23 protein-coding genes and 1 pseudogene are annotated in these 26790 nt (G+C 73.6%); 8 read left to right on the top strand and 16 right to left on the bottom strand.

The genetic code is table 11. From position 1 onward, the window contains the following. The first annotated feature begins 23 nt into the window (after window positions 1-23). Both ACZ4WZ_RS03330 and ACZ4WZ_RS03325 read left to right on the top strand, forming a co-directional pair. Complete coding sequence (locus tag ACZ4WZ_RS03330; RefSeq protein ID WP_467884512.1) at window positions 24-794, top strand: bestrophin-like domain; 771 nt, start codon at window positions 24-26, stop codon at window positions 792-794. Between the two features lie 188 nt (window positions 795-982). Further along, window positions 983-1675 (top strand): hypothetical protein, encoded by a 693-nt coding sequence (locus tag ACZ4WZ_RS03325; protein ID WP_467884511.1) that lies wholly within the window; start codon window positions 983-985, stop codon window positions 1673-1675. A 196-nt stretch (window positions 1676-1871) separates the two neighbouring features. Here the strand turns inward: ACZ4WZ_RS03325 and ACZ4WZ_RS03320 are convergent, their stop codons facing one another. Further along, the gene (locus ACZ4WZ_RS03320) at window positions 1872-2372 is read right to left on the bottom strand and encodes a hypothetical protein (protein WP_467884509.1); all 501 of its coding nucleotides are present in this window, start codon (window positions 2370-2372) and stop codon (window positions 1872-1874) included. A 353-nt stretch (window positions 2373-2725) separates the two neighbouring features. On the opposite strand from ACZ4WZ_RS03320, the gene ACZ4WZ_RS03315 reads away from it, so the two are divergent. After that, on the top strand, window positions 2726-3391 hold the full coding sequence (locus ACZ4WZ_RS03315; protein ID WP_467884507.1) for a class F sortase: 666 nt from the start codon (window positions 2726-2728) through the stop codon (window positions 3389-3391). A gap of 73 nt (window positions 3392-3464) precedes the next feature. Here ACZ4WZ_RS03315 and ACZ4WZ_RS03310 read toward each other — a convergent pair whose 3' ends face one another. The 3 genes from ACZ4WZ_RS03310 to ACZ4WZ_RS03300 all read right to left on the bottom strand — a co-directional run bounded on the left by ACZ4WZ_RS03310 (window position 3465) and on the right by ACZ4WZ_RS03300 (window position 9056). Next, window positions 3465-4331 carry a polysaccharide deacetylase family protein gene (locus ACZ4WZ_RS03310; protein ID WP_467884506.1) on the bottom strand — a complete coding sequence of 289 codons (867 nt, stop codon included), beginning with the start codon at window positions 4329-4331 and terminating at the stop codon, window positions 3465-3467. 91 nt (window positions 4332-4422) lie between these two features. Next, window positions 4423-7725, bottom strand: a complete 3303-nt coding sequence (gene lysX / locus ACZ4WZ_RS03305; protein WP_467884504.1) for a bifunctional lysylphosphatidylglycerol synthetase/lysine--tRNA ligase LysX — start codon at window positions 7723-7725, stop codon at window positions 4423-4425. A gap of 155 nt (window positions 7726-7880) precedes the next feature. Continuing rightward, a complete protein-coding gene (locus ACZ4WZ_RS03300) occupies window positions 7881-9056 on the bottom strand; it encodes a CapA family protein (protein WP_467884502.1) in 1176 nt (391 codons plus the stop codon). A 382-nt stretch (window positions 9057-9438) separates the two neighbouring features. Here ACZ4WZ_RS03300 and ACZ4WZ_RS03295 point away from each other — a divergent pair, with 382 nt between their 5' ends. Both ACZ4WZ_RS03295 and ACZ4WZ_RS03290 read left to right on the top strand, forming a co-directional pair. After that, a complete protein-coding gene (locus ACZ4WZ_RS03295; protein WP_467884501.1) occupies window positions 9439-9972 on the top strand; it encodes a sigma-70 family RNA polymerase sigma factor in 534 nt (177 codons plus the stop codon). Between the two features lie 256 nt (window positions 9973-10228). Then, on the top strand, window positions 10229-10690 hold the full coding sequence (locus ACZ4WZ_RS03290) for a hypothetical protein (protein WP_467884969.1): 462 nt from the start codon (window positions 10229-10231) through the stop codon (window positions 10688-10690). 61 nt (window positions 10691-10751) lie between these two features. On the opposite strand, the gene ACZ4WZ_RS03285 is transcribed toward ACZ4WZ_RS03290, so the two are convergent. From ACZ4WZ_RS03285 to ACZ4WZ_RS03270, 4 genes are read right to left on the bottom strand one after another with little or no spacing between them, the layout of a single operon-like run. Next, window positions 10752-11123 (bottom strand): hypothetical protein, encoded by a 372-nt coding sequence (locus ACZ4WZ_RS03285; protein ID WP_467884499.1) that lies wholly within the window; start codon window positions 11121-11123, stop codon window positions 10752-10754. 27 nt (window positions 11124-11150) lie between these two features. Then, window positions 11151-12011 carry an Fpg/Nei family DNA glycosylase gene (locus tag ACZ4WZ_RS03280; protein WP_467884497.1) on the bottom strand — a complete coding sequence of 287 codons (861 nt, stop codon included), beginning with the start codon at window positions 12009-12011 and terminating at the stop codon, window positions 11151-11153. A gap of 52 nt (window positions 12012-12063) precedes the next feature. Continuing rightward, window positions 12064-14127: a SpoIIE family protein phosphatase gene (locus ACZ4WZ_RS03275; RefSeq protein WP_467884968.1), complete on the bottom strand. Its 2064-nt coding sequence runs from the start codon at window positions 14125-14127 to the stop codon at window positions 12064-12066. Window positions 14128-14134: 7 nt separating this feature from the next. After that, window positions 14135-15460 carry a DUF6777 domain-containing protein gene (locus tag ACZ4WZ_RS03270; RefSeq protein WP_467884495.1) on the bottom strand — a complete coding sequence of 442 codons (1326 nt, stop codon included), beginning with the start codon at window positions 15458-15460 and terminating at the stop codon, window positions 14135-14137. Between the two features lie 224 nt (window positions 15461-15684). On the opposite strand from ACZ4WZ_RS03270, the gene ACZ4WZ_RS03265 reads away from it, so the two are divergent. Next, a complete protein-coding gene (locus ACZ4WZ_RS03265; protein WP_467884493.1) occupies window positions 15685-17124 on the top strand; it encodes a lipase maturation factor family protein in 1440 nt (479 codons plus the stop codon). Here ACZ4WZ_RS03265 and ACZ4WZ_RS03260 read toward each other — a convergent pair. From ACZ4WZ_RS03260 to ACZ4WZ_RS03250, 3 genes are all read right to left on the bottom strand, one after another. Further along, window positions 17110-18093: an NAD-dependent epimerase/dehydratase family protein gene (locus ACZ4WZ_RS03260; RefSeq protein ID WP_467884492.1), complete on the bottom strand. Its 984-nt coding sequence runs from the start codon at window positions 18091-18093 to the stop codon at window positions 17110-17112. The genes ACZ4WZ_RS03265 and ACZ4WZ_RS03260 overlap by 15 nt on opposite strands. 177 nt (window positions 18094-18270) lie before the next feature. Next, window positions 18271-18447 (bottom strand): hypothetical protein, encoded by a 177-nt coding sequence (locus tag ACZ4WZ_RS03255; RefSeq protein ID WP_467884491.1) that lies wholly within the window; start codon window positions 18445-18447, stop codon window positions 18271-18273. Window positions 18448-18993: 546 nt separating this feature from the next. Further along, the gene (locus ACZ4WZ_RS03250; protein ID WP_467884489.1) at window positions 18994-20469 is read right to left on the bottom strand and encodes an SDR family NAD(P)-dependent oxidoreductase; all 1476 of its coding nucleotides are present in this window, start codon (window positions 20467-20469) and stop codon (window positions 18994-18996) included. A gap of 280 nt (window positions 20470-20749) precedes the next feature. On the opposite strand from ACZ4WZ_RS03250, the pseudogene ACZ4WZ_RS03245 reads away from it, so the two are divergent. Beyond that, window positions 20750-21562, top strand: a pseudogene (locus ACZ4WZ_RS03245) (DMT family transporter); the annotation flags it as partial. Between the two features lie 24 nt (window positions 21563-21586). On the opposite strand, the gene ACZ4WZ_RS03240 reads toward ACZ4WZ_RS03245, so the two are convergent. Further along, window positions 21587-22918, bottom strand: a complete 1332-nt coding sequence (locus tag ACZ4WZ_RS03240) for a transglycosylase family protein (RefSeq protein WP_467884487.1) — start codon at window positions 22916-22918, stop codon at window positions 21587-21589. A gap of 92 nt (window positions 22919-23010) precedes the next feature. Between ACZ4WZ_RS03240 and ACZ4WZ_RS03235 the strand changes: the two genes are divergently transcribed. After that, on the top strand, window positions 23011-23409 hold the full coding sequence (locus tag ACZ4WZ_RS03235; RefSeq protein ID WP_467884485.1) for a hypothetical protein: 399 nt from the start codon (window positions 23011-23013) through the stop codon (window positions 23407-23409). A 322-nt stretch (window positions 23410-23731) separates the two neighbouring features. On the opposite strand, the gene ACZ4WZ_RS03230 is transcribed toward ACZ4WZ_RS03235, so the two are convergent. The 4 genes from ACZ4WZ_RS03230 to ACZ4WZ_RS03215 form a co-directional block, all read right to left on the bottom strand. After that, the gene (locus tag ACZ4WZ_RS03230; protein ID WP_467884484.1) at window positions 23732-24352 is read right to left on the bottom strand and encodes an arylsulfatase; all 621 of its coding nucleotides are present in this window, start codon (window positions 24350-24352) and stop codon (window positions 23732-23734) included. Next, on the bottom strand, window positions 24346-24687 hold the full coding sequence (locus tag ACZ4WZ_RS03225; protein WP_467884482.1) for a GNAT family N-acetyltransferase: 342 nt from the start codon (window positions 24685-24687) through the stop codon (window positions 24346-24348). Before ACZ4WZ_RS03225 ends, ACZ4WZ_RS03230 begins: the two co-directional genes overlap by 7 nt. Before the next feature lie 18 nt (window positions 24688-24705). Beyond that, window positions 24706-25125 carry an aspartate 1-decarboxylase gene (gene panD, locus ACZ4WZ_RS03220; protein ID WP_467884480.1) on the bottom strand — a complete coding sequence of 140 codons (420 nt, stop codon included), beginning with the start codon at window positions 25123-25125 and terminating at the stop codon, window positions 24706-24708. 369 nt (window positions 25126-25494) lie between these two features. Then, window positions 25495-26310, bottom strand: coding sequence for a sulfite exporter TauE/SafE family protein (locus tag ACZ4WZ_RS03215; RefSeq protein WP_467884478.1), 816 nt, complete (start codon window positions 26308-26310; stop codon window positions 25495-25497). Window positions 26311-26790: the final 480 nt, after the last annotated feature.

The following is a 26790-nucleotide window of genomic DNA, read 5'->3' as shown; positions in this document are numbered from 1 at the left end:
CCGCTCACCGATCGGGAGTCGTCTTGTCGGAATGGCTCGTCCTGTCCCTCGCGATGGCCGCGGCCTGCGCCGTGGTGCTGTCCATCGCCTTCTTTAACCACCGCAGGATCGGCGAGGACGACGATCCGAACGAAACCCCCGACGTCATCGAGTACATGACGATGATGATCGGGGTGATCTACGCGATCGTCCTGGGCCTGGCGATCGCGGGCGTCTGGGAGGCCCGCGGGGCCGCCCAGGAGTACGTACGCCAGGAAGCCCAGGCCCTGCACGAGATCAGCGTCCGCTCCCAGGTCTACCCGGCCGAGGTGCGCACGAAGATCCGCTCCGACGTCGACGCGTACGTGACCTACGTGGTCGAGACGGAATGGCGGAAGATGGCCGACAGCGGGGTCATCACCGAGCGCAGCGGGGAACTGCTGGAGACGATCCGCAGGGACGTCACCGACTACGAGCCGCGTACCGACCACGAGGGGCAGGCCTACCAGCCGCTCGTCGACCAGGTCGCGCTCGTGGACGACGCCCGCAACTCGCGCGGCCAGAGCGCCGGCGCCACCATGCCCGGCGTGGTGTGGTTCGGGCTGATCGCCGGGGCCATGGTGACGGTGGGCCTGATCTTCACCCTGCAGATCCGCCGTTCCTTCCGCGAAATGCTGCTGGCCGGCCTGTTCAGCGCGCTGATCGCCTTCCTGCTCTTCCTCATCTGGGACTTCGACGCGCCCTTCGGGCGAGGGATCTCCGCCACCGCCGAGCCCTTCCTCGCCCAGTTCCCGCACCTGGGGCTGAAAAGCTGAACGTGCGCCCGCTGCCGGGAAACCGGGGGCGGGCCCCCGTCGCCGGTTCGGCCCAGGGCCATGCCCCATTCGCCCGTTCCTGATCGCGGGTCACCGGACCGGCGCCTAGCGTGGCGGACATCGAGGTGCACGACCCCCACGTGCGGAAACGCTGCGCGACTGCTCCTCGGGGATCCGGAGGACCCACCATGGGTGCGATACGCGGCTCCGCCACCGTCCTGCTCAGCGCCGGCGCCTTCCTCGCGTCCGGCGCGTTCGGCGTGCCCGCCGCCGTGGCGGCCGAGGCCGCGCAGGTCACTTCCTTCGGCTTCGCCGTCACTCCCTCCACGGTCGCCCCCGGCGGCCAAGTGGTGCTCTCCGTCACCGGCTGCGACGCCGCGTACGCCACCGCCTCCTCCGGCGCCTTCGACACCGTGAGCATCGCGCGCGGGCAGACGGCCCGGGTCACGGTGGACCGCGACGCCCGGCGCGGAGCCCTGTACTCCGTCACCTTCACCTGCAACGGGGAGAACGGCTCCGCCGACCTCACCATCACCGACGGTACGACGACGCCCACCACCAGCTCCACCACCGGCGTCCGGCCCACCCCGACCACGGGCACCACCACCGGCATCCGGCCGGGCACCACCACCCCAGCCCCGGCGCGCACCACCCCCGTCCCCGTCCGCACCGCCCCGGCCGCGCGGATCCCGCCCACCGCGCGCGGCTCCGCCGAAACCTCCCGCAGCGCCGCGGCCACCCTCGGGGTGCGGGGCGGTCTCGGCGGCAGCGTGGCCGGGATGGACGCCGTGGAACTGGGGGCGGGCGCCGCGCTGTTCCTCTCCGCCGCGGGCGGAACGGCGTACGCCCTGCGCCGCCGCCGGCCGGCCCGCGGCCACTGAGCCCGCACCGCGCCTCTCCCCGGAGCCCCGGGAGTGCCCATGCCTCCGGAGCGCCCGTGACCCCCAGGAGCCCCGGACACCCCAGGAGCCCCCGGAGTCTCACAAGGCCCCGGAAACCCCCGCCCCACCGCGGAACCACCGGTCGCGCCCCGGGTCGCGGACCCGGGGCGGCCCGTGGCCGCGGCTCGCGGGCGCGTCAGCCCCGGGAGCCGGCCGGACGGCGGCGGCGGATCACGTGCGCACCCGCGCCGACCGCCGCGATGCCGACGAGCCCGGCGCCGATGGCCGTCTCGGCGGCGGACGGGCCGATGGAGCCGCCGATGCCGCCCTGCGCTCCGTTGCCCGGCAGGATCGTGAACCGGTGCGTGGCGACCAGGCTGTTGTCGTGGCACTTGACCGACAGCGTGTGGTTGCCGGGCGAGGCGTGGTTGAAGATGCGGACGGTCGCGAAGCCGATGGAGCCGGCCGACAGGTTGGTCTGCGGAAAGTTGCCGTTCGACCAGACCGTGCCGCCGTGGCCGCAGCCCGCGGCGCTGACCTGCATCGAGGCGCCCTGGTGCACGGAGTACGGGTTGACGGTGACGTTGCTGGGCCCGTTGCCGCCGCCCTGCGGCGGGTTCGCGCCGGCGAACGGGGCACTGAGACCGATCGCGGCGCAGGCGCCCGCGGTCACGGTGAGAGCGCGCAGAACACGCATGGTGGAACCTCCAGCGGGAAGCGCCCCGGAGCGGTGGCCCGGGCAGATCGACGAGAACGCCTCCCATCACGAACCCTCGGGGCACGGCGCAACCAGCGCATTTCCGTCTTTGGGCCGCCCGGTTGAGCGACACGCCGGAGCGCGTGAAGATCATCTGACGGATCCGCAGGTCATGAGCCGTCAGTCATTTATGTGACGAATACCTGGATGGACGCACCCCAACCGGACGCACCACCCGTTCGCCCCTTCCCCGATCGCCGTCCCGGGCGTGCACCCTTAGCGTGCGTGAAGAAGGGCGTACCGGGGAGGGACTGGAACGCGGGTCGGGACCCCCGCGTCGGGAAGGGAGAGCCATGACCGAGGACGAGTACGAGCAGCGGCCGAGGAGACGCTCCCCCTGGGGAGCGCTCGCGCTGGTCATGCTCAGCGGCCTCGCCATGATGAGGAACGGGGCGAACGCCGAGGCCGGGCCGCCACAGCCCGCCGCCGCGGCGGCGGTCGCCGCGCGCGCGGACCACCTGCCGGCCGCGGCGCCCACCCCGCCGGCGGACTTGGAGGTGCTGGAACACTCGTCGGTCCAGCGCATCCGGATTCCGACGATCAACGTGGACGCGCCGGTGATGACGGTCGGGCTGGACGCGCAGGGCTACATCGACGCCCCGCCGCCCCAGGACCGCAACCTGGCGGGCTGGTACCTCAACGGCATCTCGCCGGGCCAGCAGGGCTCCGCGGTGATCGTGGGCCACGTGGACAACGCGCAGGGCCCGGCGGTCTTCTACGGGCTCGGCGCGCTCAGGCACGGGAGCCGCATCGAGGTGGAGCGCTACGACGGGCGGACCGCCGTCTTCGAGGTGTACGGGGTGGAGGTGTTCTCCAAGGAGGCCTTCCCCGGCTCGCGGGTGTACGGGGACACCGGCCATCCGGAGCTGCGCGTGATCACCTGCGGTGGCAGCTACTCCAAGGCCAAGGGCTACGACGGCAACGTGGTCGTCTTCGCCCGGATGGTGGCGGCCCGCTGACGGAACGATTCACCGACGCCCCCCGGCGGCCCCGCGCTCCCCCGGGCCGCCGGGGAAGCGCGCGGCCGGCGCCTCAGCGGGTCGGCAGCGTCATCCGGTAGCCGCGCCCGAGCAGCTGGGGCAGGTACGCCTCCAGCGCCCGGACGGTCTGCGAACGGTCGCCGCCGGCGTCGTGGTTCAGCACGATCACCCCCGGCCCGGCGCCCGAGAGCACCCTGGAGATGATGGTGGCGCTCCCCGGCTCCTTCCAGTCGAGGGTGTCCAGGGTCCAGGCGAAGGGCTCCATGTTGAGCTCGGCACCGATCTCGAAGGCGGCCCGGTTCCACGCCCCGTACGGCGCCCGGAACCACAGGGGGGCCTGCCCCACGGCCTGCTGGACGACCTCGCTGGTGCGCCCGATCTCGGCTTCGAGGGCGGACCGGCCGAGCGTGGGGATGAGCGGGTGCGTCCAGGTGTGGTTGCCGATGACATGGCCCTCGGCGGCCATCCTGCGCAGCAGGTCGCGGTTCTCGGTGGCCATCTCCCCGCAGACGAAGAACATCGCGCGCACCCCGTACCGGGCGAGGGTGTCGAGGACGGCCGGGGTGTAGCGGGGGTCGGGGCCGTCGTCGAAGGTGAGCACCATGGCGCTGCCCGTGCTCGGGTCGGCCGGCAGCTCCAGGATGGGCCGGGTGCGGACGGCGGGCTTGGCGACGGGGGGCCGGGCGGGGGCCTCGGCGGTCATGGGCCGCAGCCGGTACGACTTGTCCGGGGGCCCTTCGGGGCGCAGCCCGGGTGCTCCGGGGGCGCCGGGAGCGCCGGGAGCGGGGGCGCCGGCCGTGGCCCCGCCCCCGGCGCCGTCCTCGCCGGCGGTGAGCAGTCCGGAGGCGGCGGCGATTCCGAGGAAGACGGCGGTGCGCAGGAGCACGCGCCGCCCCACTGTCGGCTCGTCATTTTTCATTATTACTACGTATCAACGACATCGCGGAAGATGTCGAGGGGCGCGGACGCGCCCCGCTCCCGTCACCCCCTCGGACCAGCCGCCCCCCTGATCAGCCCTGTCGTACCAGCGGGAACGGCAGCGTCTCGCGGATCGTCAGGCCCGTGAGGAACATGACGAGCCGGTCGACGCCGATGCCGAGCCCGCCGGTGGGCGGCATCGCGTACTCCAGGGCGTCGAGGAAGTCGTTGTCGAGCTCCATCGCCTCCGGGTCGCCGCCCGCCGCCAGCAGTGACTGGGCGGTCAGCCGCCGGCGCTGCTCGACGGGGTCGGTCAGCTCCGAGTAGGCGGTGCCGAGTTCGGTGCCGAAGGCCACCAGGTCCCAGCGCTCGGCCAGCCGGGGGTCCTTGCGGTGCTGCCGGGTCAGCGGGGACACCTCGGTCGGGAAGTCCTTGTAGAAGGTGGGCAGTTGGGTGCGCTCCTCCACCAGCCGCTCGTACATCTCCAGCACCACGTCGCCCCGGGTGTCCCCGGGCGCGTGCGGAACGTGCGCCCGGTCGCACAGCGCGCGCAGCAGGTGTTCCTCCGTATCGGCGTCGACCTCCTCGCCGAGCGCCTCGCTGATGGCCCCGTACATCGTCTTGACCGGCCAGGGCCCGGAGATGTCGTGGACGGCGAGCTTGCCGTCCGGGCCCGCCCTGTGCGCGACCGGCGAGCCGAAGGCGGCCGTCGCCGCGCCCTGGATCAGCTCCCGGGTGAGGTCCAGCATCACGTCGTAGTCGGCGAAGGCCTGGTAGGCCTCGAGCATCGTGAACTCGGGGTTGTGCTTGTAGGAGACGCCCTCGTTGCGGAAGGTGCGGCCCATCTCGAAGACCTTCTCCATGCCGCCGACGCACAGCCGCTTGAGGTACAGCTCGGGCGCGATGCGCAGATAGAGGTCGAGGTCGTAGGCGTTGATGTGGGTGCGGAACGGCCGGGCGTTGGCCCCGCCGTGGATCTGCTGGAGCATCGGCGTCTCGACCTCCAGGTAGCCGCGGTCCAGCAGCCCCTGGCGCAGGGCCTGCACCGCGCTGGAGCGGGCCCGTACGACGTCCCGCGCGTCGGGGCTGGCGACGAGGTCGAGATAGCGGCGCCGGACCCGGGCCTCCGGGTCGGCCAGGCCCTTGCGCTTGTCGGGGAGGGGGCGCAGGCACTTGCCGGTGAGCTGCCAGGCGCCGACCACCACGGAGGGCTCCCCGCCGCGGCTCGCGCCGACCTCGCCGGTGGCCACCACGTGGTCGCCGAAGTCGACCTGGGAGGTGAAGGCGTCCAGCACGTCGGAACCGGACTCGTCACGGGTGAACATCAGCTGGGCGTCGCCGGTCCAGTCGCGCAGCACGGCGAAGACGACGCCGCCGAGGTCCCGTACGACCATCACCCGCCCGGCGAGGGTGACCCGCTCGCCGGTGCGGCTGCCGGGGGTCCGGCCCGGGTGGGCGGCCCTCAGCGCGGCAGCGGTGTGGGTGCGCTGCGGGATCCCGACCGGGTAGGGGTCGGTTCCGGCGGCCCGGATACGGTCCAGCTTGGCGTGGCGCACCCGGACCTGCTCGGGCAGCCGTTCCGCCGGCGCCCGCTCGCCGCCCTCCCCCACGAGGCCGAGGCCCAGGGAGTCGATGGAGGGCAGCCCGGCGGTGTTGGCGGGGGCGGTGAGCCCCTTGGCGTGGCCGTTGCCCCACAGCCTGCGCATGCTCGGTACGGAGACGAAGCCCTCGGCGATGCCCGAGGCGAGGCTGACCCGGGCGAGCGAGCCGGCGTCCTGGTAGCACAGGAACCTCGGGTACCACTCGGGGCCGTACTTGACGTTGGAGCGGTACAGGGCCTCCAGCTGCCACCAGCGGGAGAAGAACAGCAGCAGGCGGCGCCACAGCTTCAGCACCGGTCCCGCGCCGATCCGCCCGCCCTCCTCGAAGGCGGCGCGGAACACGGCGAAGTTGAGGGAGATCCGGCGCACGCCGAGGCCGGGGGCGGCCGCGCACAGCTCGGCCACCATGAACTCCATGACCCCGTTGGGGGCGGAGCGGTCGCGGCGCATCAGGTCGAGGGAGATGCCGTCCCTGCCCCAGGGGACGAAGGACAGCAGGGCGATCAGCTCGCCGCCGGCGTCGAAGGCCTCGACCAGCAGGCAGTCCCCGTCCGCGGGGTCGCCGAGCCGGTCCAGGGCCATGGAGAAGCCGCGCTCGGTCTCGGTGTCCCGCCAGCGGTCGGCCCGGTCGACGATGGTCCGCATCTCCTCCTCGGTGAGGGCCGAGTGGCGGCGGATCACGGTGGTGGCGCCGGCCCGCCGGACGCGGTTGACGGCCTGCCGGGTGACCCGCATGTCACGGCCGTCGAGGTCGAAGCGCGCGACGTGCAGGATCGCCTCGTCGCCGAGCTGGAGGGCGCTCAGGCCGGAGCGGGCGTACGCGGTCGCCCCGTCCTCGGAGGCGCCCATCACGGCCGGCTGCCAGCCGTAGCGGCGGGCGACGGCCAGCCAGGCGTCGATGGCGGGGGTCCAGGCGCCTGGGTCGCCGACCGGGTCGCCGCTGGCCAGGCAGACGCCGGCCTCGACGCGGTACGTGACGGCGGCCTTGCCGTTCGGGGCGAAGACGACGGCCTTGTCGCGCCGGGTGGCGAAGTAGCCGAGGGAGTCGGCCCGTCCGTACGCGCCCAGGAGGGCCCGGATCCGGGGCTCCTCGTCCCCGTGCAGGGCGGCGGTCAGCCGCTGCGAGCGGAACAGGGTGGAGGCCGCGTTCAGGAGGGCGAGGGCGCCGAAGAGGCCGAGCAGGAAGGAGAGCGGGCGGGCCGGGCGGCCGTCGAACTCCCGGGCGGAGAAGAGCCCGCCGAAGACCTGCTTGGCGGCCCAGTCCAGCCACTGGCCCTTCGGCAGGGTGCCGGGGAACAGCGCGACGAGGGCCCAGCCGAGGAGAACGGCACCGAGCAGCCCGAGACCGAGCACGAGCATGGCCCGCCAGACGGCGCCGGGGCGCGAGGCCGCGTAGAACTCCCCGCGGGCGGCGACCAGGATGCCGAGCGCGGCCACCGCGAGGACCATCGAGGGGCCGCCGACCCAGAAGTCCCCGTCGGCGATGATCAGCAGGTCGACCAGGATCAGCAGCGCCAGGTAGGTGACGACGATCCACCAGGCGACCTTCTTGCGGGCCCCGAGGGCGGCGGCGAGGAGGAAGAGGAAGACGGCGTACGCGAGGTTCTCGCTGACCGGCACCACGAAGTCGTCGAGGAAGCGGACCGCGGGCCGCAGGAGCCTGCGCAGCGCCGGGGAGAGCGCCAGCAGCGCGCACACCAGCCCCAGCGACCCGAAGAACGCCCCGAAGGCGTCCGGGACCCGGTGCAGGAAGCGTTTGCGGGTCCCGCGGGTCTCGTCCAGCGTGGCACTCATGCTTGGCACTGTAGGGAGGGCCGCGCCGGTCCGCGCGCCGAGCCCGATGGCCTCGGGAGGGCGACGGAGCACGGGGAGACGGGATTCGAGTCGTCGCCGGGGGGCGGCGCCTCGGCCGAGCGGCTGAAGGACGTCTTCGAGGTGCGCCCCGGGGGCTACCGGGCCCGTTTCAGGCCGTCCTTGGCGGCGCCGCGGCTGAGCACGGCCTCCGTGACGGCCTCGTCGGCGCTCTCGTACTCCTCGTCGCCGGGGTAGGCGGCGAGGGCTGCGGGCAGGTTGACGACCCTGCCGAGGGACAGGTCCATCATCTGCGGGACGAACTCGGCCTTCACCACCCGCCAGCGCTGCCCGGGGGCGGCGGGCGGGGTGAAGGTGAAGCGGCCGATGGAGCCGTAGTTGCCGCGCATGTCGCGCGCGCCGGAGTGGTTGAACATCTCGCCGGCGACCTGGTCGCCCATGCCGTAGACGATCCAGGTCCCGTTGACCTTCTCGTAGGCCTGCGGGACGTGCGCGTGCGTACCCAGGATCATGTCGATGTCGGGGCGGCCGCCGCTGTGCGACGCGGTGAGCGCCTTCCCCAGGGAGAGCTGTGTCCCGTCGGGTTCGGTCTGCCACTCGGTGCCCCAGTGGAGGCTGACCAGCACCACGTCCGCGCCGGCCTTCCGGGCGGCGCGCGCGTCCGCGACGATCTTGTCCTGGCGCATGAGGCCGACCGCCCAGGGCCGGCCGTCCGGCATGGGGTAGCCGTTGGTGTCGTAGGTGTACGCGAGGTGCGCGACCTTCGCGGAACCGGCCGGGTAGAGCGTGGTCCGTGCCGCCTCGGCGGCCGTGCGGGCGGAGCCGGCGTGGCCGAGGCCGACCTTGTCGAAGCGGTCGAGGGTCCGTTCGATCCCCTCGGCGCCGTCGTCCAGGGTGTGGTTGGAGGCCGTGGAGCAGCCGTCGTACCCGGCGTCCTTGAGGGCGTCGGCGACGGTGGGCGGGGAGACGAAGGCCGGGTAGCCGCTGAAGGGGCCGTCGTCCTCGCCGTAGATGGTCTCCATGTGGCACAGGGCCAGGTCGGCGGCCGAGACCACGGGCTTGACCCCGGAGAACATGGGGCGGAAGTCGTGGCCGTCGCCCCCCGCGTCGGCCGCCGCCCGGTTGATGACCGAGGTGTGCGGCAGTACGTCGCCGCTCGCGACCAGGGTGAACCCCTTCGCGGCGGGGGCCACGGCGGCACTGGGGCCGAGGCGGGCCGGGGTCCGGTCCCCTTCGGTGGAGCAGCCGGCCGCCGACGCCGGGAGCAGGAGGGCCGACAGCAGGGCGAGGGCCTGCCGGGTGTGCTTGGTCATCTGTCCCAGCTCCCTTTTATAGGACTGTCGGATCACCCGAAATCCATAGGAGAAGGGGGCGCAAGTCAAGGATCGGCGCCGTCCGCGGGCCTTCTTCCCCCTCCGACGGCCCATGGCCGTTCGCCGCGCCGTTCGACCGTTCGTCGCCCGGCACGGCCGCCCACCGGACGACCCGGGGCCTTGGGCGCAACGCCCCCGCCGGACGGTTCCCGGGCGGCTCCGTGCAGGTGAGGGTGAGTGGGACGCCACAGCCCGGCAGGCGGCCGGCCCACGGCCGGTCCACCGCCCGCGGCCCGCAGCCCGGGCCCACGGCCCGGCGGACGGCCCGGCCCGCCCGCGAGCCCGGCACCCCGGCGGACCCCCGGACCCGGAAGGAGCACTCGTGTCGCCCTCCCCCACCCTTCAGCGCACGGAACCCGAGGCGCTCGCCGAACTCCAGCGCGACCACGGGCGGGCCCTGTTCGGCTTCCTGCTCGGCCTGACCGCCGGGGACGCCCAGCGCGCCGAGGACCTCGTCCAGGAGACCCTGGTACGCGTCTGGCAGCACCCGGAGGTGCTGGCGACCGGGCACGATTCCATGCGGCCCTGGCTGTTCACGGTGGCCCGGCGGCTCGCCATCGACGCCCGCCGGGCGCGGCTGTCGCGGCCGCAGGAGGTCGACCCCGACGGACTCGAGCAGGCACCCGCCGCCGAGGACGCGGTGGCCGGCTCGGTCACCGCGATCGACGTGCGGCGGGCGGTGGGCAGCCTGGGGCCCGAGCACCGGGCCGTGCTGATGCAGGTCTACTTCCGGGACCGCTCGGTGGCCGAGGCGGCGGCGGAGCTCGGCATCCCCGCCGGGACGGTCAAGTCGCGTACGTACTACGCCCTGCGCGCCCTGCGGAAGGGACTCCAGGGGTACGGGCTCGGGGCCTGACCGGTCCCCCGCGCCGGGAGTCCCGCCGCAGGGCCCGTGGAGAAACACTCAGGGAACGCCCTCGATGGGCACGATCCGGACACGGAGCACACCGAAATGGGCACCAGTCCGTGCAAGTTGAGTAAACATCCCCCGTCGCGCGAGCCGTCCGGTGAAGGCTCGGGGATGACGGCGGCAGGCTCGACACGCGGGAGAGGGTGGAACGGTGCAGCCCGAGGGTACGAACGGCACCAGTGACGGCGGACTGGCTGTGCCCATGGCGTGGCTCTACGCGGAGTACATCGCCGACGAACTGCTGCGCACCGGCCGGCTGATCCCGGCGAGCACGCTGGAGTTCCGGGCCGGGCGCGACACGCTCGCGCTGACGATCTACCTCTCGGACGCGGCCGGCGAGCTCTCCGGCATCCGGGTGGTCTCGCAGCTCGACGAGTGGCTCTCCCTGACGGCGTACGGGCACCCCTGGCGCGACTGGGTCCACACCCGGTTCCTCGCCCTGGGCGAGGAGGCCCGCGAGCGCGGCCGCGGCGAGGACCCGGACCTCGAACTGGCCCGGGCGGCATGGCGCTGGCTGGACCGCACGGAGCTCTTCGCCACCAACCTCGACCCGGGCCGGCACGGCCACGACACCCCCTCGGCCCTGGACGAGAACGCCCGCGTCTGGACCCCGGCCTGGCAGCTCGGCCTGCCGCTGGGACACCTGGCCATGCACCTGTTCTAGGGGCTGCCTCCCGACCGGCGCCTCCGCCCGCGAGGGCCGTCCGCGCCGGGGAGGCGGCCGTTCAGGCGGACTCGGCCGGGTCCGTCACCAGCCCCGTGAAGTCGGCCTCGTTGCGCTCGGCCCGGCCCACGTACCAGCGGGCGATCAGCCACATCACCGGGTACGCCGCCAGCCCGAGGGCCACCCAGACCAGCGGGCCCGCGACCGCCCGGGGAAGCAGGAAACCCAGCGGCAGCAGCCCGAGCACCAGGGCGAGCACCGCCAGCGCCCCCAGCCCGGCGCGCAGCTGGCTGCGCATCAGGGCCCGTACGTAGGTGGCGCCGAGGCTGGTCTGCTCGGAGATCTCCGAGCGGGCGGGGGTGTGCGCGGGCGGGCGGCGGGCACCGCGCGGAACGCCGGTCACGATCTCCCGCTGCTGCTGCTGCTCGGCCATGGTGCCGGAGTCTACGCAGCGCGCCGGCTACTTGAGGAGGCGGGAGAGCCTGCGGTCCGCGAGCGGCTTGCCCCCGGTCTGGCAGGTGGGGCAGTACTGGAGCGAGGAGTCCGCGAAGGACACCGAGCGGACGGTGTCCCCGCAGACCGGGCACGGCTCGCCGTCCCGGCCGTGGACCCGCAGCCCGCTCCTCTTCTCGGCCTTCAGCTCCCCGGCGGCCAGTCCGTGCGCCCGCTCGACGGCGGCCCGCAGGGTGTCCCGCACGGCCCCGTGGAGGTGCGTGACCTGCTCCTCGTCGAAGGAGGCCGCCAGCTTGAAGGGCGAGACCCGGGCGGCGTGCAGGATCTCGTCGCTGTAGGCGTTGCCGATGCCGGCGATCACGCTCTGGTCGCGGAGCACGCCCTTGATCTGCCGCCGCTCCCCGGCCAGCAGGGCCGCGAAGGCATCGCGGTCGAAGCCCTCGGCGAGCGGGTCGGGGCCGAGCCGGGCGATGCCCGGAACCTCCTGGGGGTCGCGCACGACGTAGACGGCCAGGCGCTTCTGGGTGCCTGCCTCGGTGAGGTCGAAGCCGCCGCCGCCCTCCAGGGCCAGGCGCAGCGCGAGCGGTCCCTTGCCGGGGCGGGGCGGCCGGTCGGGCAGGGTCTCCCGCCAGTGCAGCCAGCCGGCCCGGGCGAGGTGGGTGACGAGGTGCAGTTCGCCGATCCGCAGGTCGAGGAACTTGCCGTACCGGGCCGCGGGTCCGGCGGGCTGCCCTTCGAGGGCGGTCGGGGGAGGGTCGTACGTCTTGAGCACGCTGACCGCGAGCGGGAGGACGCGTGCGACCACCCGCCCGGCGAGGTGTTCGTCGAGGAACTCCCTCAGGGCCTCGACCTCCGGCAGTTCGGGCACCCTCCCAGCCTCCCGCCCCGCCCGCCGCACCGCGACCGGAGCCGCGGGGTGGCTACGCCATCACGAACTCGCACCACACGCACTTGCCGCTGCCCCGGGGCTCCACGCCCCAGACGTCCGCCAGCCGGTCCACCAGCATCAGGCCCCGTCCCGACACCCCGGCCTCCCCCGCCTCGCGGCGGCGCGGGAGGGCGCTGGAGCGGTCCTCCACCTCCACCCGCAGCCGCCGCTGCGGGCCGGCCAGCACGCGCAGGGTCACGATCGCGGGGCCGTCCGTGTGCATCAGGGCGTTCACGATCAGCTCGTCGGCGACCAGTTCGATCTCGTCGGCCCGGTCCCGCGCGCCCCACGAGCGGACCGCCGTGCCGATCATGTGCCGGGCGGCGACGAGCGCCTCGGGGTCCCCGGGAGCCACGTGCTGCTGGAGCCGGCCGCCGCCGGGCCGTGGGTCCTCGCTGTGGCGGCGCAGCAGGAGCAGGGCCATGTCGTCGTCGCCGCCCCGCTCGTCGACCACCTCGCACAGCCGGTCGGCGAGCCGCTGGAGGTCGGCAGGACCGCCCCGGACCAGGGAGGTCAGCAGGCTGACGCCGTCGTCCAGGTCGGCGCCGGGCTGTTCCACCAGCCCGTCGGTGCACAGCAGGAGCGTTTCCCCGGGGTCCAGTTCCACGGTCGTCACCGGGTACTCCAGCCGGCCGAACTCCGCCGAGAGGCCGAGCGGCATCCCGCCCTCCACCGGCAGTCGGCAGCACTCCCCCTCGCGGGTGCGCAGGAGCGGGTCGAGGTGGCCGGCGCGCACCAGCTGGAGCACCCCGGTGGAGAGGTCGGCCTCCACATAGGTGCAGGTCGCGAAGCGGTCGGTGTCCAGTTCGTGCAGGAACACCGAGGCCCGGGCCATCACGGTGCCCGGGGAGTGGCCCTCGGCGGCGTAGGCGCGCAGCACGATGCGCAGCTGGCCCATCACGGCCGCCGCGTGGGTGTCGTGTCCCTGGACGTCGCCGATGACGGCGCCGACCCGGCCTCCGGGCAGCGGGATGACGTCGTACCAGTCCCCGCCGATGTCCTGGCCCATCCGGGCGGACCGGTAGCGCACGGCGATCTCCGCGCCGGGGACGGACGGGATCCGGCGGGGCAGCATGGCCTGCTGGAGGCCCTCGGCCAGGTCGTGCTCCTGTTCCAGCAGCATGGCGCGCTGGAGGCTCTGCGCGATGCTGCTGCCCAGGGCGACCAGGAGGTTCCGCTCGTCCTGGCTGAAGCCGTCCTTGTCCTGGTAGAGCAGCCCGATCGCGCCGATCGGCCGGGCCTGCGCGATCAGGGGCAGGTAGGCGGCGGCCGATATGTTCATGTCCGAGATCTTCGACCAGAGGTCCGGGTAGCCCTCGGCGAACTCCTCGGCGGAGTCGAGGAAGCGGGGCTGGAGGGAGCGGACGACCTCGCTCATCGGGTACTGCTCGTCCACGCGGGTGTAGCGGGTGCCGGGCACGAAGCTGTCGGCGGGGCCCTCGGCCACCAGGTGGATCCGGCCGGCCTCGACCAGGCCCATGACCATGCCCATGGAGCCGAGCCGCTCCAGGCCGTGGGCGTCGCCGATGACGTCGATGACGTCGCGTACGGTCCGGGCGTGGGCGAGGGCGGCGGTGGTGCTCTCGACGACGGAGGTCTGGCGCCGGCGCTCCTCGTCGAGCCCGAGGCGTTCGGCGGAGTGGCTCAGTTCCTCGGTCGCGTCGCGGACGATGCCGATGATCCGGTACGGGCGGCCGTCGGCGCCGCGCATGACCCGGCCCTGGGTGTGGGTCCAGCGCAGGTTCCCGTCGCGGCAGCGGATGCGGAAGTACGCGCCGTACGTGTCGACGCCGCTCTTGAGGGCGCTGGAGACGAGGGCGTCGAGCCGGGTGGATTCGGCGGGCGGGACGCGCGGGGACAGCGATCCCGGCCGTCCGTCGTACTCGTCCGGGGTCGTGTCGAAGACGTCGAGGGCCGCCGCGTCCATGTGCATGAGTCCGGTGACCAGGTCCCAGTCGAAACTGCCCATCCGGTTCAGTGACAGGGACCGGTCCGCGTGTGCGGGCCAGTCCTCCGGCAGCGATACGGTGCTCGGCACCGGTCCACCATGACACAGCGGCTCGTCAGGCGCTCTCCAAGTAGGCGGGCTGGTCCGTCTCCCGCTGCCCGTCGGGCAGGCCGTCGGGGGCGACGGGATCGGCGGGATCGGCCGGGGCCGGGGGCAGGTCCGGGTCGTTGCCGGTGCCCGGGCCGTCGTCCGGGGTCAGGGGCAGCCCCGGGTCGGGTGCGCCGCTGCCGGGGAGGTCGCGCGGGAAGTCGCCGTCGGCGTCGGGCGGGGTGGCGGCGGGGCCGTCGGACGGGGGCAGGCCGCCGCTCGGGAGGTCCTGCGGGGAAGCGGGCGCTCGCGGCACGGTACCGGCCCCGGGCGGGCAGGGGGAGGCCGACGGGGCGGGCGGGGCGGGCGGGTCGGCGGGCCCCGCGAAGGGGGCGCCGGAGGGCGGGGCCGACGGCGGGTTCGGAGGGGTGGTGCGGGAGGGGCCGTTGGGGTTCGCGGGGGCGCAGGGGTCGGTGGGCGGGTCCTCGGGCGGGGTCGCGGGGCCGTTGGGGATGCCGTCGGCGGGATCGTAGGGGGGAAGCGCTCTCGGGGGCTTGTCCTGGGCCCCGTCGTCGCCCGCCTTCCGTTCGATCCAGGTGTTGTCGGCGATGTTCACGATGACCAGCCGGTTGATCGTCCGGATGGTCGGCTCGATGACGATGACCTGGGTGGGCTGGTAGCCGTTCCACTGGTCGCCCTTGAGGACGGGGCTCCCCTTGGGGGCACGCGGCGGCCCGAGGGGGTTGCCACAGGCGCAGCGGACCCGGGGCATGCCGTGGTCGTCGACGAGGACGGCCGTGCCGGCCTGGAGCACGGCCTGGTAGCCGTCGGCCCGGCCGTCGCGGAAGCCGTGGTTGGTGACGCGGGTGTCGGCGCGCAGGACGACCGGGGTGAGGGCGCGCAGGAAGTCCGGGAGCTTCTCCTGTTCGATGTTGGTGGCCTGGGCGAAGGAGCGGGCCTTGGCGGCGTCGGAGGTGAGGAAGGCGACCTGGCGTTCCACGTCGCAGCTGCCGAGCCGGCTGGTTCCGCCGTAGAGGCCGGGGGTGGCGGCGCCGACCGTGCGGATGCCCCGGCCGCTCGGGTTGGGCAGCGGGGGCTGGACCGGGGCCGACTCGGCGGTGGCGGAGGAAGGGGTGAAGGGGTCCGGTCCGGCGGCTCCGACGGGCTGGAGGGTGAGCGCCTGGCTTTCGGGGACCGGTCCCTTGGTCTGTTCGGGCCCGGCGCCGCCGCAGCCGGCCGCGGTCAGGGAGAGGAGGGCCAGGAGGGCCGTGCGGACGGGTACGTGACGGCGCGGTGCCTGACGGCGCGCTGCCTGACGGGATGTCGGTGCGGGCACGTCGTTCAGGTCGTTCACGCTGTTCTCCCTTTTCGCCCCGGTTGCTCCCTCTTGTCTGCCGCATGTCCCCGGGCGCCGCAACCGGAGCGCCGGGCCGCTGGTCCGGGCCCGTCCGGGGCGGCGCGGCGCCTGGGTCGGCCGGTGCACGCGTTCGAAGCCCCCGGCGGCCCCGCCCCTTGGGTTCCCCCGGAGGGAACGGCGCGGCCGCGCGAGCCGGGCGCCGGGGGCCGATACTGGAGGCGATGGACTGGTTCACCGCGCCCGGCTACTGGCTGAGCCGGCTGGTCTTCCAGCGGGCCCTGGCCGGCGTCTACGTCTTCGCCTTCGTCGGGGCCGCCCTGCAGTTCCGGGCACTGATCGGGGCGCACGGCATGCTGCCCGTCCCGCGCTACGTGCGGTACGTGCCCTTCCGGCACGCCCCCAGCCTGTTCCAACTGCGCTATTCCGACCGGCTCTTCGCCTGCTGCGCCTGGGGCGGGGCGGCCCTGGCCGCCGCCCTCGCCGCCGGGGCGGGGGACCTGGTGCCGCTGGGCGCCGCCATGGGGATGTGGGCGGTGCTGTGGCTGCTGTACCTGTCGATCGTCAACGTCGGCCAGACCTGGTACTCCTTCGGCTGGGAGTCCCTGCTGCTGGAGGTCGGCTTCCTCGCGGTCTTCCTCGGCAACGCCCGGGTCGGGCCGCCCGTGCTGGTGCTGTGGCTGCTGCGGTGGGTGCTGTTCCGGGTGGAATTCGGCGCGGGGCTGATCAAGATGCGCGGCGACGCCTGCTGGCGCCGGCTGACCTGCCTCTACTACCACCACGAGACACAGCCGATGCCGGGCCCGCTGAGCTGGTTCTTCCACCGTCTGCCGAAGCCGCTGCACCGGGTGGAGTGCGCGGCGAACCACTTCACCCAACTGGTGCTCCCGGTCCTGCTGTTCACTCCGCAGCCGGTGGCCTCGTACGCCGCCGGGATCATCGTGGCCACCCAGCTGTGGCTGGTACTGTCCGGCAACTTCGCCTGGCTGAACTGGCTGACGATCACGCTCGCGCTGTCGGCGGTGGACTTCACCGGGCTCGCGGGTCCCCCGCCCGCCGCCGCCTCGCGGGGCGCGCCCGTCTGGTACGTGGTCCTGGTGTGCGCCGTGACCGTGCTGGTGCTGGTGCTGAGCCGCGGCCCCGTGGCCAATCTGGTCTCGCGCCGCCAGGTGATGAACCGCTCCTTCGACTCGCTGCACCTGGTCAACACGTACGGGGCCTTCGGCACCGTCGGGCGGACCCGTGACGAGGTGGTGGTCGAGGGCACCGCCGACCGCGTCCCCCACGAGGACGGCGACTGGCGCGAGTACGGCTTCAAGGGCAAGCCGGGCGAACCGCGCCGGATGCCGCGCCAGTTCGCCCCGTACCACCTGCGGCTCGACTGGCTGATGTGGTTCGCGGCCCTCTCGCCCGGCTACGCGCGGGACTGGTTCGGGCCGTTCGTGGAGCGGCTGCTGGCGGGTGACCGGGACACGCTGCGGCTGATCCGCCACAATCCCTTCCCGGACGCCCCGCCCCGCTTCGTACGGGCCAGGCTGTACCGCTACCGGTTCACCACCTGGCGGGAGCTGCGCGAGACGGGCGCCTGGTGGCACCGCCGGCTGGTGCGCGAGTACCTGGCGCCGACGCGTCTCGCGGAAGCCGCCTCTTCAGAGCCCGAGTAGCGCCGCCTCGCGTTCCGCGGAGATCCCCTTCTCCGGACGGTCGGGGCGCTGCGGGGCGACTCCGCCGATCGACCGGAGCCAGGCCCAGGTGTCGGCGACGGTCTCCTCGACCGGCCGGCAGACGAGGCCCGCCTCGAGGGCCTTGGTGACGTCGGCGCCGAACATGTAGTCGTGCAGTTCGCCTTCCGGGAGCCAGATGGGCAGTTCGGTCCAGGGCTCGATCCCGGCCTCCAGGATCACGGCCGCGTCGGTCCAGCGCGGGTCGAGCGCCGTGCCGGTGGCGGCGGCGCAGGCGTCCAGGAGGCTCCCCATGGTGGCGTGGCCGACCGGGGAGACCAGGTTGTGGGCCCCGCCGCGCCCGGCCTCGGACGCGTCCAGGGTCCAGCGCGCGAGGTCGCGTACGTCGATGTACTGGAGCGGCAGCTCGCGGGGGCCCGGAGCGAGGAGGGGGCCGCCCCGGGCGACGCGGTTCAGCCACCAGGGCAGCCGGCCGACGTTCTCGTACGGGCCGAGGATCAGCCCGGCGCGCACGAGCAGCGCGCGGTCGCCGAAGGAGTCCAGGGCGGCGAGTTCGGCGCCCCGCTTGTCCTCGGCGTATGCGGTGGAGCCGGCGTCGGGCGAGCCCTCGACCAGCGGGCCGTCCTCCGCGAGACCGGCCGGGGCGGGGTAGGCGTGCACCGAGCGGCTGGAGATGTACGTGTACCGGCCGACGCGGTCCGCCAGCAGGCGGGCACTGTCGCGAACGGCCGTGGGTGCGCCGCCCCAGGTGTCCACGACGAGGTCCCACTCCCCCTCGGCCAGGGCGGCCGGCCCGCCGGGGGCGGTGCGGTCGCCGTGCAGCACGGAGGCTCCGGGCGGGGGCGCGTGGTGTCCACGGTGGAAGACGGTGACGTCCCAGCCACGGTCCAGGGCGTCTTCGGTGATCGCGCGCCCGACGAATTCGGTCCCGCCCAGCATCAGAAGTCTCATGCGTCCGACCCTGCCGGGTGCGGCGGGGGGTGAGAAGGCGTGATCGCCAACAGCGATGACGCTGACGGCGTAGGGCCCGCGGGAACCGGCGGCGGGGCCTGCGGGCAAGCCGCGCCCCCGTCGCCGTGGGGCGCGGGGGCGGGGAGGGATCCGGCCCGGGGGCCGGTGCCCGTGTCGTCAGTCGATGCCGGGCAGGATGTGCGGCTCCGCCAGGTCGTCCTCGTAGCCCGCCAGCCGGATGGGTGCGGATCGGGCCCAGACCTCGAGGCTGCCGAGTTCGTCGGACCGCGTGCTCGTGCCAGGCCCCCGCCCCGTGCGTTCCAGAGTCGGTTCGGGCTTCTTCGTCTCAGTCACCGCGCACTCCCTGTGTGTCGCGTAACCCGGCGGGCGGGACCGCGCGCCGGATAGGAGGGAAATCAGATGGTCGTCCGGACGCGGTGGCGCCGTGGTGGAGCGGCGCCCGGGTGGGGCACCTTGCGCCTTAGGGTACACATATGAGCGGGGGTCCGCTCGATGGAACGGTAAAATCCGCGCCGGACCGATCGTTTTTCGCCCCGGTTCCCGGAAGTCGTACGCCGGCACGTCCACCGGGCCGATCTGCTCGGCGGCGGTGGCGCGTGCGCGCGGACGGCGGAGTGAGCCGGTGCGGCTATGTCGGGGTTGCCCACGGTCGACAGTGTCGGCGAGCCGGGGGAACTCCCGCACGCCCACCGGAGCGGCCAGACGCTCGGGACGGCGGCTCCGGCGCTCCGCCGGGGCGGCGGGAGGGCCGGTGACCACTGCTGGAACCGGCCGCCGCCGGGTCCGTGCGATCCGGTTCGGGGTTCGCCCGTACGAGTGAGGGGCCGGCCGTCTCGACGAGACGGCCGGCCCCTCGGGGGGTGTTCAGGCGGGGGGTGCCTACCAGTTGGCGGGGGCGTAGTCCTTCAGGAAGACCCCGTACAGGTCGTCGCCGGCCTCGCCCCGGACGATCGGGTCGTAGACGCGCGCGGCGCCGTCGACCAGGTCGAGGGGCGCGTGGAAGCCCTCCTCGGCGAGGCGCAGCTTGTCGAAGTGCGGGCGCTCGTCGGTGATCCAGCCCGTGTCGACCGAGGTCATCAGGATGCGGTCGGTCTGGAACATCTCCTGGCCGCTGGTCCGCGTCACCATGTTCATCGCGGCCTTGGCGGCATTCGTGTTCGGGTGCCCGGCGCCCTTGTAGCCACGGCTGAACACGCCCTCCATCGCGGAGACGTTGACGACGTACGCACGCCCGCTGGACGCCTTCCGGGCGGCCTCGGCCATGGCCGGCCGCAGAGCGCTGATCAGGATGAACGGCGAGGTGTAGTTGCACAGCTGGGTCTCGAGCAGCTCCACCGGGGAGATCTGGTCGATGGTCTGCACCCAGGTGTTGCTCTCGACGACGTCCGGCAGCAGGCCGCCCGCGTCGATGGCGGTACCGGCGAGGTGCCGCTCCAGGCTGGCGTTGCCCGCGACCAGGGCGAGGTCGGCGACCTTCTGCGCCTCGAGCCCGCTCACGCCGACGGGCAGCGCCGCCAGACCGTCGACCGCGCCGGAGTTGAAGGCACCGATGACGTGGTGGGCGGGGAGCTCGCCGGCGGGGAGCGGGGCGCCCTCCGCCTCGACCAGCGCGGCGTACGCGGTGGGCAGGCGGCGCACCGTCTGCGTCGCGTTGTTGATCAGGATGTCGAGCGGACCGGCCCCGGCCACCTGCTCGGCGAGCGCCACGGACTGGCCCGGGTCGCGCAGGTCGATGCCGACGACCTCGAGGCGGTGCAGCCAGTCCGCCGAGTCCTCCATCGCCTTGAAGCGGCGGATGGCGTCCTTGGGGAAGCGGGTGGTGATCGTGGTGTGCGCGCCGTCGCGCAGCAGGCGCAGCGCGATGTACATGCCGATCTTGGCCCGGCCGCCGGTGAGCAGCGCGCGCTTGCCCGTGAGGTCGGCGCGGGCCTCCCGCTTGGTGCGGTTCTCGACGGCGCAGGCCGGGCAGAGCTGGTGGTAGAAGTAGTCGACCTCGACGTACCGCGTCTTGCAGACGTAGCAGGAGCGCGGGCGCTGGAGTATCCCGGCGATCCGGCCGGCCTCGGTCACGGAGGAGGGCAGGATGCCCTCCGTCTCGTCGTCGATGCGCTCGGCGGAACCGGTCGCGGTCGCCTCGGTGACGGCCTTGTCGTTGGCGGTCTTGGCGGCGCGGCGCTCCTGGCGGCGGCGCTGCTTGACCGTCCGGTAGATGCCGGCGGTGGCACGGCGTACGGTGATGGCGTCGGGGTGGTCGACGTCGATCTTGTCGAGCTCGTCGAGCACGCTGAGGCAGACGGCGAGGCGCTCGGGGTCGATGCCCGGCCCGTATGCGTGGTTGTCTTCGGTCACCGTCATGGCCGCTGCCGTTCCTTGCTCGCTCGTCCGCGTCCGCCTGCTGCGGAAGTCCTCAAAACCGCAACTGTACGGATCCGACACGCCCGGAACCAAACCCGTGCCCGCCGGCTTCACCGACCGCGAGCAGGCTGTCACGGTATGGAAGGGATCAAGCGTCTTCGTCCCCGTCGGGCGGCTTGCGCGTACTCCCGCTGGTGTATGTCAGGAGGATGACTCGGCCCGCGATCAAGACTCCTCCGGACGGATGAAGAGCGCCTCCCGTTGGGGCATGGTGGATCTCATGAGTGCCCTGGCCCTGTCGGTTCTGCTCTGCCTGGTCTCCGCCGTCGCCTACGCGGCGGGTGCGATCGTCCAGGAACACGTCGCGGCGAGTTCGCCGGACCGCCCCTACGCCCCGCTGCGCCGTGCGGGCTGGTGGGCGGCGGTCGCACTGAACGGCCTCGGCGCACTGCTGCACGTGGTGGCGCTGGCGTACGGGCCGCTGAGCCTGGTCCAGCCGCTCGGCGCGCTGACCATCGTGTTCGCGCTTCCCATGGCGGCCGTCTTCGTACGGCGCCGGGTGGGCGCGGCGGCGTGGCGCGGGGCGCTGCTGGCGACGGCGGGCCTGGCCGGGCTGCTCGCCCTGACGGGCGGGGACGGCCGCGGGGACCAGGCCCTCTCGGGCGGTGAGCGGAGCCTGCTGCTGACGGTGACGGCCGCCGGGGCGGCGGCGCTCGTCCTGGCGTCGGGGCGGATGCGGCGGGTGGTGCTGCGCAGCGTGCTGCTGGCCGCGGCGGCCGGTACGGCCTTCGGGATGGGGTCCGTGTTCACGAAGTCGGTGGCCGAGGGCTTCTCCCCCGGGGCGCCGGGCTCGCTGTGGCCGGACCTCGCGGCGATCGCCGTGCTGGCGGCGGGCGGGCTGCTGCTGTCCCAGGCCGCCTACCGGGGGGCGGGGCTGACCGCCCCGCTGGCCACGGTGACCGTCGTCAACCCGGTGGTCGCCGCCGCGGTGGGGATCTCGCTGTTCGACGAGGGGTTCCGGTACGGGACCGCCGGGGCGGTCGCGGCGGTGGTGAGCGGCGCCGTGGCGGCGGCCGGCCTGGTCCTGCTCACGGCCGTGCCGCCGCACGTGCGGGGGTCAGATTCCGACGCCCTTCCCGCGGAGGTACTTCAGCGGGTCGATGTCGGAGCCGTAGCCGGGTCCGGTGCGCATCTCGAAGTGCAGGTGCGGCCCGCTGGAGTTGCCGGTCGAGCCGGAGCGGCCGATCCGCTGGCCGCCGGAGACCTGCTGGCCGGCCTTGACGCCCAGCGCGGACAGGTGGGCGTACTGGGAGTAGCGGCCGTCGGTGTGCTTGATGACGACCTGGTAGCCGTACGCCCCGGCCCAGCCGGCCGACTGGACCGTGCCGGGTCCGACCGCCTTGACGCTGGTGCCGGTGGGCACCGGGAAGTCGATGCCCGTGTGGTAGCCGCTGGACCAGGAGGATCCCGCGACGCGGTAGGCGGTGCCGATGCCGGAGTCGACGGGAGAGGTGAAGGCGCCGCTGCCCGAGGCGGGCTTCTGCTCCGCTGAGACGGGCTTGCCGGCGGGCTTGGCGGCCGGCTCGGTCCTGGGCTTGGACGTCTCGGCGGGCTTCGGCTTCTCGGCCGGCTTGGCCTGTTCGGGCTTCCGCTGTTCGGGCTTGGCCTGTTCGGGCTTGGGGGCGGCCGGTTCCACGGGCTTGACCGGCTCGGCGGTGCGCGGCGGCTTCTCGGGGTTCTGGGCCGGCGGGGCGGTGGTGATCCGGAGGGTGAGCCGCTGGCCCGGGAAGATCAGGTTGGGGTTGCCGCCGACGGTCGACCGGTTCGTCTCGTACAGGGCCTGCCAGCCGCCCTCCACGTGCTGCTCGGAGGCGATCGTCGAGAGGGAGTCCCCGGGGGCGACGACGTACGGGTTCGGCAGGACGGAGGTCCCGGTCGGGCTGGGCGTGCTGACGGGGGCCCCGGTGGTGGCCTTGGTCGGCTGGATCCGGTCCTTGGGCGCCTGTCCCTGAGGCGGCTTCGCCTGCGCGGGGGGTTTGGCGGGAACGGTGCCGGTGTGCGGGGCGGCCGCGCTGCGGCTGAGTCCGGACTGGGGCCCGCAGGCGGGCCACGCCTTGGGCCCCTGCCCCTTGAGCACCTTCTCGGCGACCGCGATCTGCTGGTCCTTGGTGGCCAGGTCGGCCCGGGGGGCGAATGCGGTGCCGCCGAATTCGCGCCAGGTGCTCTGGCTGAACTGGAGGCCGCCGTAGTAGCCGTTCCCCGTATTCGTCTTCCAGTTGTTGGTGGACTCGCAGGCGGCGACCTTGTTCCAGGTGTCCACGGAGGCGGCCTGCGCGTCCACGGCTCCCACGAGGGGGAGCGCGATGCCGGCGCCGCCGGCGGTGACGGCGAGCGAGGCCCGGTTGATGCTGCTCGGCTGGTACCGGCGGTGCCGGCCCCGTACACCCATGGGAGCCCCCCTGGAAGACATCAGGAACCGCACAAGCTAACGGCGGCCCGATGCTCTGACAAGGGCGACAACCAGCCGTCCCGCGGCGCGAGTTGACGCTCGCGCGGGAGGCGGCCCCCGCCCGCGCCCACGGGGACACGGGGTGCGGGGCCGGGGATCCGTACCGGGCTCGACTGCTGGGCCCCGCCACCGGCCTGGTCAAGATGGCCGAGGACCGCGGCGCGTACGGGTCCGTCAGCGCGGAGGCAGCGTCCGCTCCGAGTTCCCGCTCCTCCAGGCGTACGCGGGCGTGGTCCACGAGGGCGGGAGCCGACCGGCTGGACCTTTCGGACACCGCCGGCCTGCCGGAGCCGGAGGCCCACGAGCAGCGGGTGGCGGCCGTGGGCGCGGCGGCTCCCATCGACCCCCAGTGCCACGCCCGCGACGACTTCGGTCTGGCCACCGGCACCACGCTCGCGGGGCCGAAGGCCTGCGTCCGGTGCTTCACGTGACGGTCAACGCCGTCGGCGAGTCACGGCCCCGACGGGCTGCGGCCGCGCGGCAGGGACCGTACGGCCCGGCGAGGCGGCCGTACGGGCTCTCCGCCGCACCCGGACGTCAGCTCAGCGGCCCCGGCTGCGGGATCGGCGCCGGCCCCGGCGGCGGGGGCACGGGGTCCGGCTCGGGAACCGGCCCCGGGACCGGTGGCACGGGGCGCGGCACCGGCTCAGGGTCGGGCAGCGGCGGGAACGGGTTGGGGCCCGGCCCGGGGTCCGGTACGGGCGGCTGCGTCTGCTCAAGTTTTCGCACCATACCGCCCACCTTCCCCCGATCTCAGCCGGTACGCCCCCCGGCGAGGGCGGCGGCCAGCCCCGCCGCGGGGCTGGACAGCACCGGGACGCGGGTCCGTACGAGGGCGGCGGCCCCGGCCATGGACACCTGCGCCAGCACGATGACGTCGGCGTCCGTGACGGCGTCCGCGGCACCGGCCACCGCGGCGAGGTACCCGTCCTCGTCCCCGGCCGCGAACCGCTCCCAGGCCCCCGGCACCACCTGGCTGCGCACGGCCCGTGCCCCCTCCTCGGCCAGCAGGGCCCCCGTCGGCGCCAGGGTCGACTCCACCGAGGCCAGCACGACGATCCGCGGGCCCTTCCGTACGGCCTCGGCGGCCATCGGCCGGTCCACCCTGAGCACCGGGAACCCGAGCTCGGGGGCCAGGGACTCCGCGACGCCCCCGATGCTCGAACAGGTGACCAGCACGGGCCCGCCGGACTCCGCCAGCACGGCCCGCACCTCGGCCTCCACCGCCTCCGGCCCCCGCTCCCGGGCCATGTCCAGCAGCTCGGGAACCACCAGATGCCGCAGCACGGCCCCCGGGTGCTCCCGTTCGCGCAGCGCCTCGAAGACCGGGACGTGCACCGGCGAGGTGTGGAGCAGCGCCAGCCCGGTCACCACAGGTCGGCGTCCCGGTCCAGCCGCGCCTGGGCGGCCTCGACGACGGCTGCCGGCGCCTCGGGCGCCTGCTCGGGATGCCGGCCGGCCCAGCTCGCCGCGTACGGGCAGAGCGGCACGACGGGTACCCCCTGCGCCGCGGCGAGCCCGTAGAACCCCTTCACGAGCTCCCCGCCGATCCCCCGGCCCTCCTGCCCGGGCTCGACGACGGTGTGCACCGCCACCAGGGCGTGGGGCTCCGCCGCGAGCACGAAGTACGCGATGAACCCGACCACCCTCCGGTCCTCGACGGCCAGCAGCCGCCCGGCCTTCCGCTCGTCCACCAGCTCGATCGCCACGGCCCCGCTCCCCTCGACTCAAACAGCCACGGAATGCGGGCTGCGCTCCTGGTCCGTCCCGGGCACGGGGGCGGACGGGTCCGACCCCAGCTCGATGATCCGGTTGTCGCCGTCCACGTGCACGACGCGCGGCTTGAGCGCCCGCGCCTCGGCGTCGTCGACCTGGGCGTAGCTGATGAGGATCACCAGGTCCCCGGGGTGCACGAGATGCGCGGCGGCCCCGTTGATCCCGATGACCCCGGATCCCCGCTCGCCCTCGATGACGTACGTCTCGAGCCGCGCCCCGTTGGTGATGTCCACGATGTGGACGAGCTCGCCGGGCAGCAGGTCGGCGGCATCGAGCAGATCGGCATCGATGGTCACGGACCCCACGTAGTGCAGGTCGGCCTGCGTCACGGTGGCTCGGTGGATCTTGGACTTGAACATGGTGCGAAGCATGTGAAACTCCCAGAAAGACGGCTCCCTGCCCGCTTTCTGCAGGTCAAGGGCGTTCGTCACTGTACATCGGCACGCGTCGGATCGAAGATTAACCAGGGACATCGACCCCTCTGGCGAGAAGGCCCCTTGCCTGCACTTCCGTGCGCACCAGGTCTGTCGTGACGCCGCCGACCAGGCCTCCAATCGGTCGGCCACTTGGGAACGCTTGGGGATTGATGCTGGCCAGATGCCGACTTACCTGATGGCTGGTCAGGGGCATGGGGAGCGCATGACGACCCGCTCCCCTGGGACGACCTCAGACTTCCCCACAGTGATCAAGGAGCCGGTCGTCGCGAGGCGGGTTGCGTCCTACGCATCCGTCTCAGCAGGTCAGTCGTGACGGGCGAGCTTGACAGCCGAGACGATCAAGATCACGGCCAGCGCGGGGATGAGGACGAGGTCCGGGAACACCCCCAAGAACAGTCCACCCAGTACCGCCCCGGCGACGGAGCCTGCGGCCATGACGGCTGTGAAGCGAACATTGGCGCCAAGGACGGCGAAACTGCCGTCGCGGCTGTAGCGCGCGAATGCGACGAGCATGGTCGGGAGGGAGACCAACAGGGAGAGGCTCCCGGCGCTCTTGATGTCCTCGCCGAACAACAGCACGATCGTCGGGATCAGCAGCTCGCCTCCGGCGACGCCCATGACCGCGGCGACCACCCCGATGCCGAACCCGGCGATGACCCCGGCGGGGACCTGGGCCGAAAACGGTAGGGAGAGGGCGTCAAGGGTGGTGGTGTGCGTGGCCACCAGCGCGGCGGCCATGAGCACCATCAGCACGGCCAGCACCTTGTAGAGGGTCGCGGTGCGCATGCGCACCGCCCAGCTCGCTCCGGCCCACGCGCCGAGCAGGCTGCCGGCGAGCAGGTTGACCGCGATGGGCCAGCGTGCGGCCACATCGGCGGCCGGGACCGCCACCAGGCGGGCGGGCAGTGCGACCAAGACCACGACCAGGCTCATCGCCTTGTTCAGGATGACGGCTGAGAGCGCTGCGAACCCGAAGAGGCCGACCAGAAGCGGCAGGCGGAACTCCGCGCCGCCCAGCCCGATCATCCCGCCCAATACCCCGATGGCCGCCCCCGCGCCGAACACCATGGGTGCTGAGCGCGTCGAGCGGCGAGGAACGAGGTTCTGGTCAGTGGTCATGAGCAGCATCCTCGCTGGTGGCCGCTCTCGCCTGCTACGACCCGATTCCACCGGGTCTTCCCGCAGCCTTTGTTCGGATCTCTGAGGATCGGCATCGCGTCCGCTCCCCTGTCCGCGCGGTCAGGGCCACGAAGCCGCGAGCGGGCACAGGATCCGGCCCCGGCCTCGTCCCGCCTCCACCCCTTGAAGGGGCACATGGCCTGTCGGGGCACTGATGGCTGCCCACCTTGCCGCCACGGTGGATCCCCAACGGCCTCGATGAGTTGCCCGCCGATTGCGCGCTCCTGGCCTCGTGCGACCACCACCCTGGGCACGCGTTCGGGACTGGCAGTAGTGCTTGGGGCACGGACGTCCCGCTCGGGCGCGGCGCGGAGGCCGCCCTCGCGAACTGGTGGGAGGAAGTGCTCCGCCGATTCGCGGCGCTCGTCGTCGCCCGCGCCGAACACACAGCCGTCCGAGCCTTCTTCACCCATCGCGCCG

This window comes from Streptomyces sp. NPDC029122 (assembly GCF_055569445.1).
This window is presented reverse-complemented; position numbering and strand designations above follow the sequence as displayed.

What these genes read in the sequence shown, in the direction of transcription:
- ACZ4WZ_RS03260 (WP_467884492.1), bottom strand. Translation starts at nt 18,093, where the DNA reads ATGAGACTTCTGATGCTGGGCGGGACCGAATTCGTCGGGCGCGCGATC.
- ACZ4WZ_RS03285 (WP_467884499.1), bottom strand. Translation starts at nt 11,123, where the DNA reads ATGGCCGAGCAGCAGCAGCAGCGGGAGATCGTGACCGGCGTTCCGCGC.
- ACZ4WZ_RS03310 (WP_467884506.1), bottom strand. Translation starts at nt 4,331, where the DNA reads ATGAAAAATGACGAGCCGACAGTGGGGCGGCGCGTGCTCCTGCGCACC.
- ACZ4WZ_RS03320 (WP_467884509.1), bottom strand. Translation starts at nt 2,372, where the DNA reads ATGCGTGTTCTGCGCGCTCTCACCGTGACCGCGGGCGCCTGCGCCGCG.
- ACZ4WZ_RS03215 (WP_467884478.1), bottom strand. Translation starts at nt 26,310, where the DNA reads ATGACCACTGACCAGAACCTCGTTCCTCGCCGCTCGACGCGCTCAGCA.
- ACZ4WZ_RS03250 (WP_467884489.1), bottom strand. Translation starts at nt 20,469, where the DNA reads ATGACGGTGACCGAAGACAACCACGCATACGGGCCGGGCATCGACCCC.
- ACZ4WZ_RS03315 (WP_467884507.1), top strand. Translation starts at nt 2,726, where the DNA reads ATGACCGAGGACGAGTACGAGCAGCGGCCGAGGAGACGCTCCCCCTGG.
- ACZ4WZ_RS03300 (WP_467884502.1), bottom strand. Translation starts at nt 9,056, where the DNA reads ATGACCAAGCACACCCGGCAGGCCCTCGCCCTGCTGTCGGCCCTCCTG.
- lysX (WP_467884504.1), bottom strand. Translation starts at nt 7,725, where the DNA reads ATGAGTGCCACGCTGGACGAGACCCGCGGGACCCGCAAACGCTTCCTG.
- ACZ4WZ_RS03240 (WP_467884487.1), bottom strand. Translation starts at nt 22,918, where the DNA reads ATGGGTGTACGGGGCCGGCACCGCCGGTACCAGCCGAGCAGCATCAAC.
- ACZ4WZ_RS03265 (WP_467884493.1), top strand. Translation starts at nt 15,685, where the DNA reads ATGGACTGGTTCACCGCGCCCGGCTACTGGCTGAGCCGGCTGGTCTTC.
- ACZ4WZ_RS03325 (WP_467884511.1), top strand. Translation starts at nt 983, where the DNA reads ATGGGTGCGATACGCGGCTCCGCCACCGTCCTGCTCAGCGCCGGCGCC.
- panD (WP_467884480.1), bottom strand. Translation starts at nt 25,125, where the DNA reads ATGCTTCGCACCATGTTCAAGTCCAAGATCCACCGAGCCACCGTGACG.
- ACZ4WZ_RS03290 (WP_467884969.1), top strand. Translation starts at nt 10,229, where the DNA reads ATGGCGTGGCTCTACGCGGAGTACATCGCCGACGAACTGCTGCGCACC.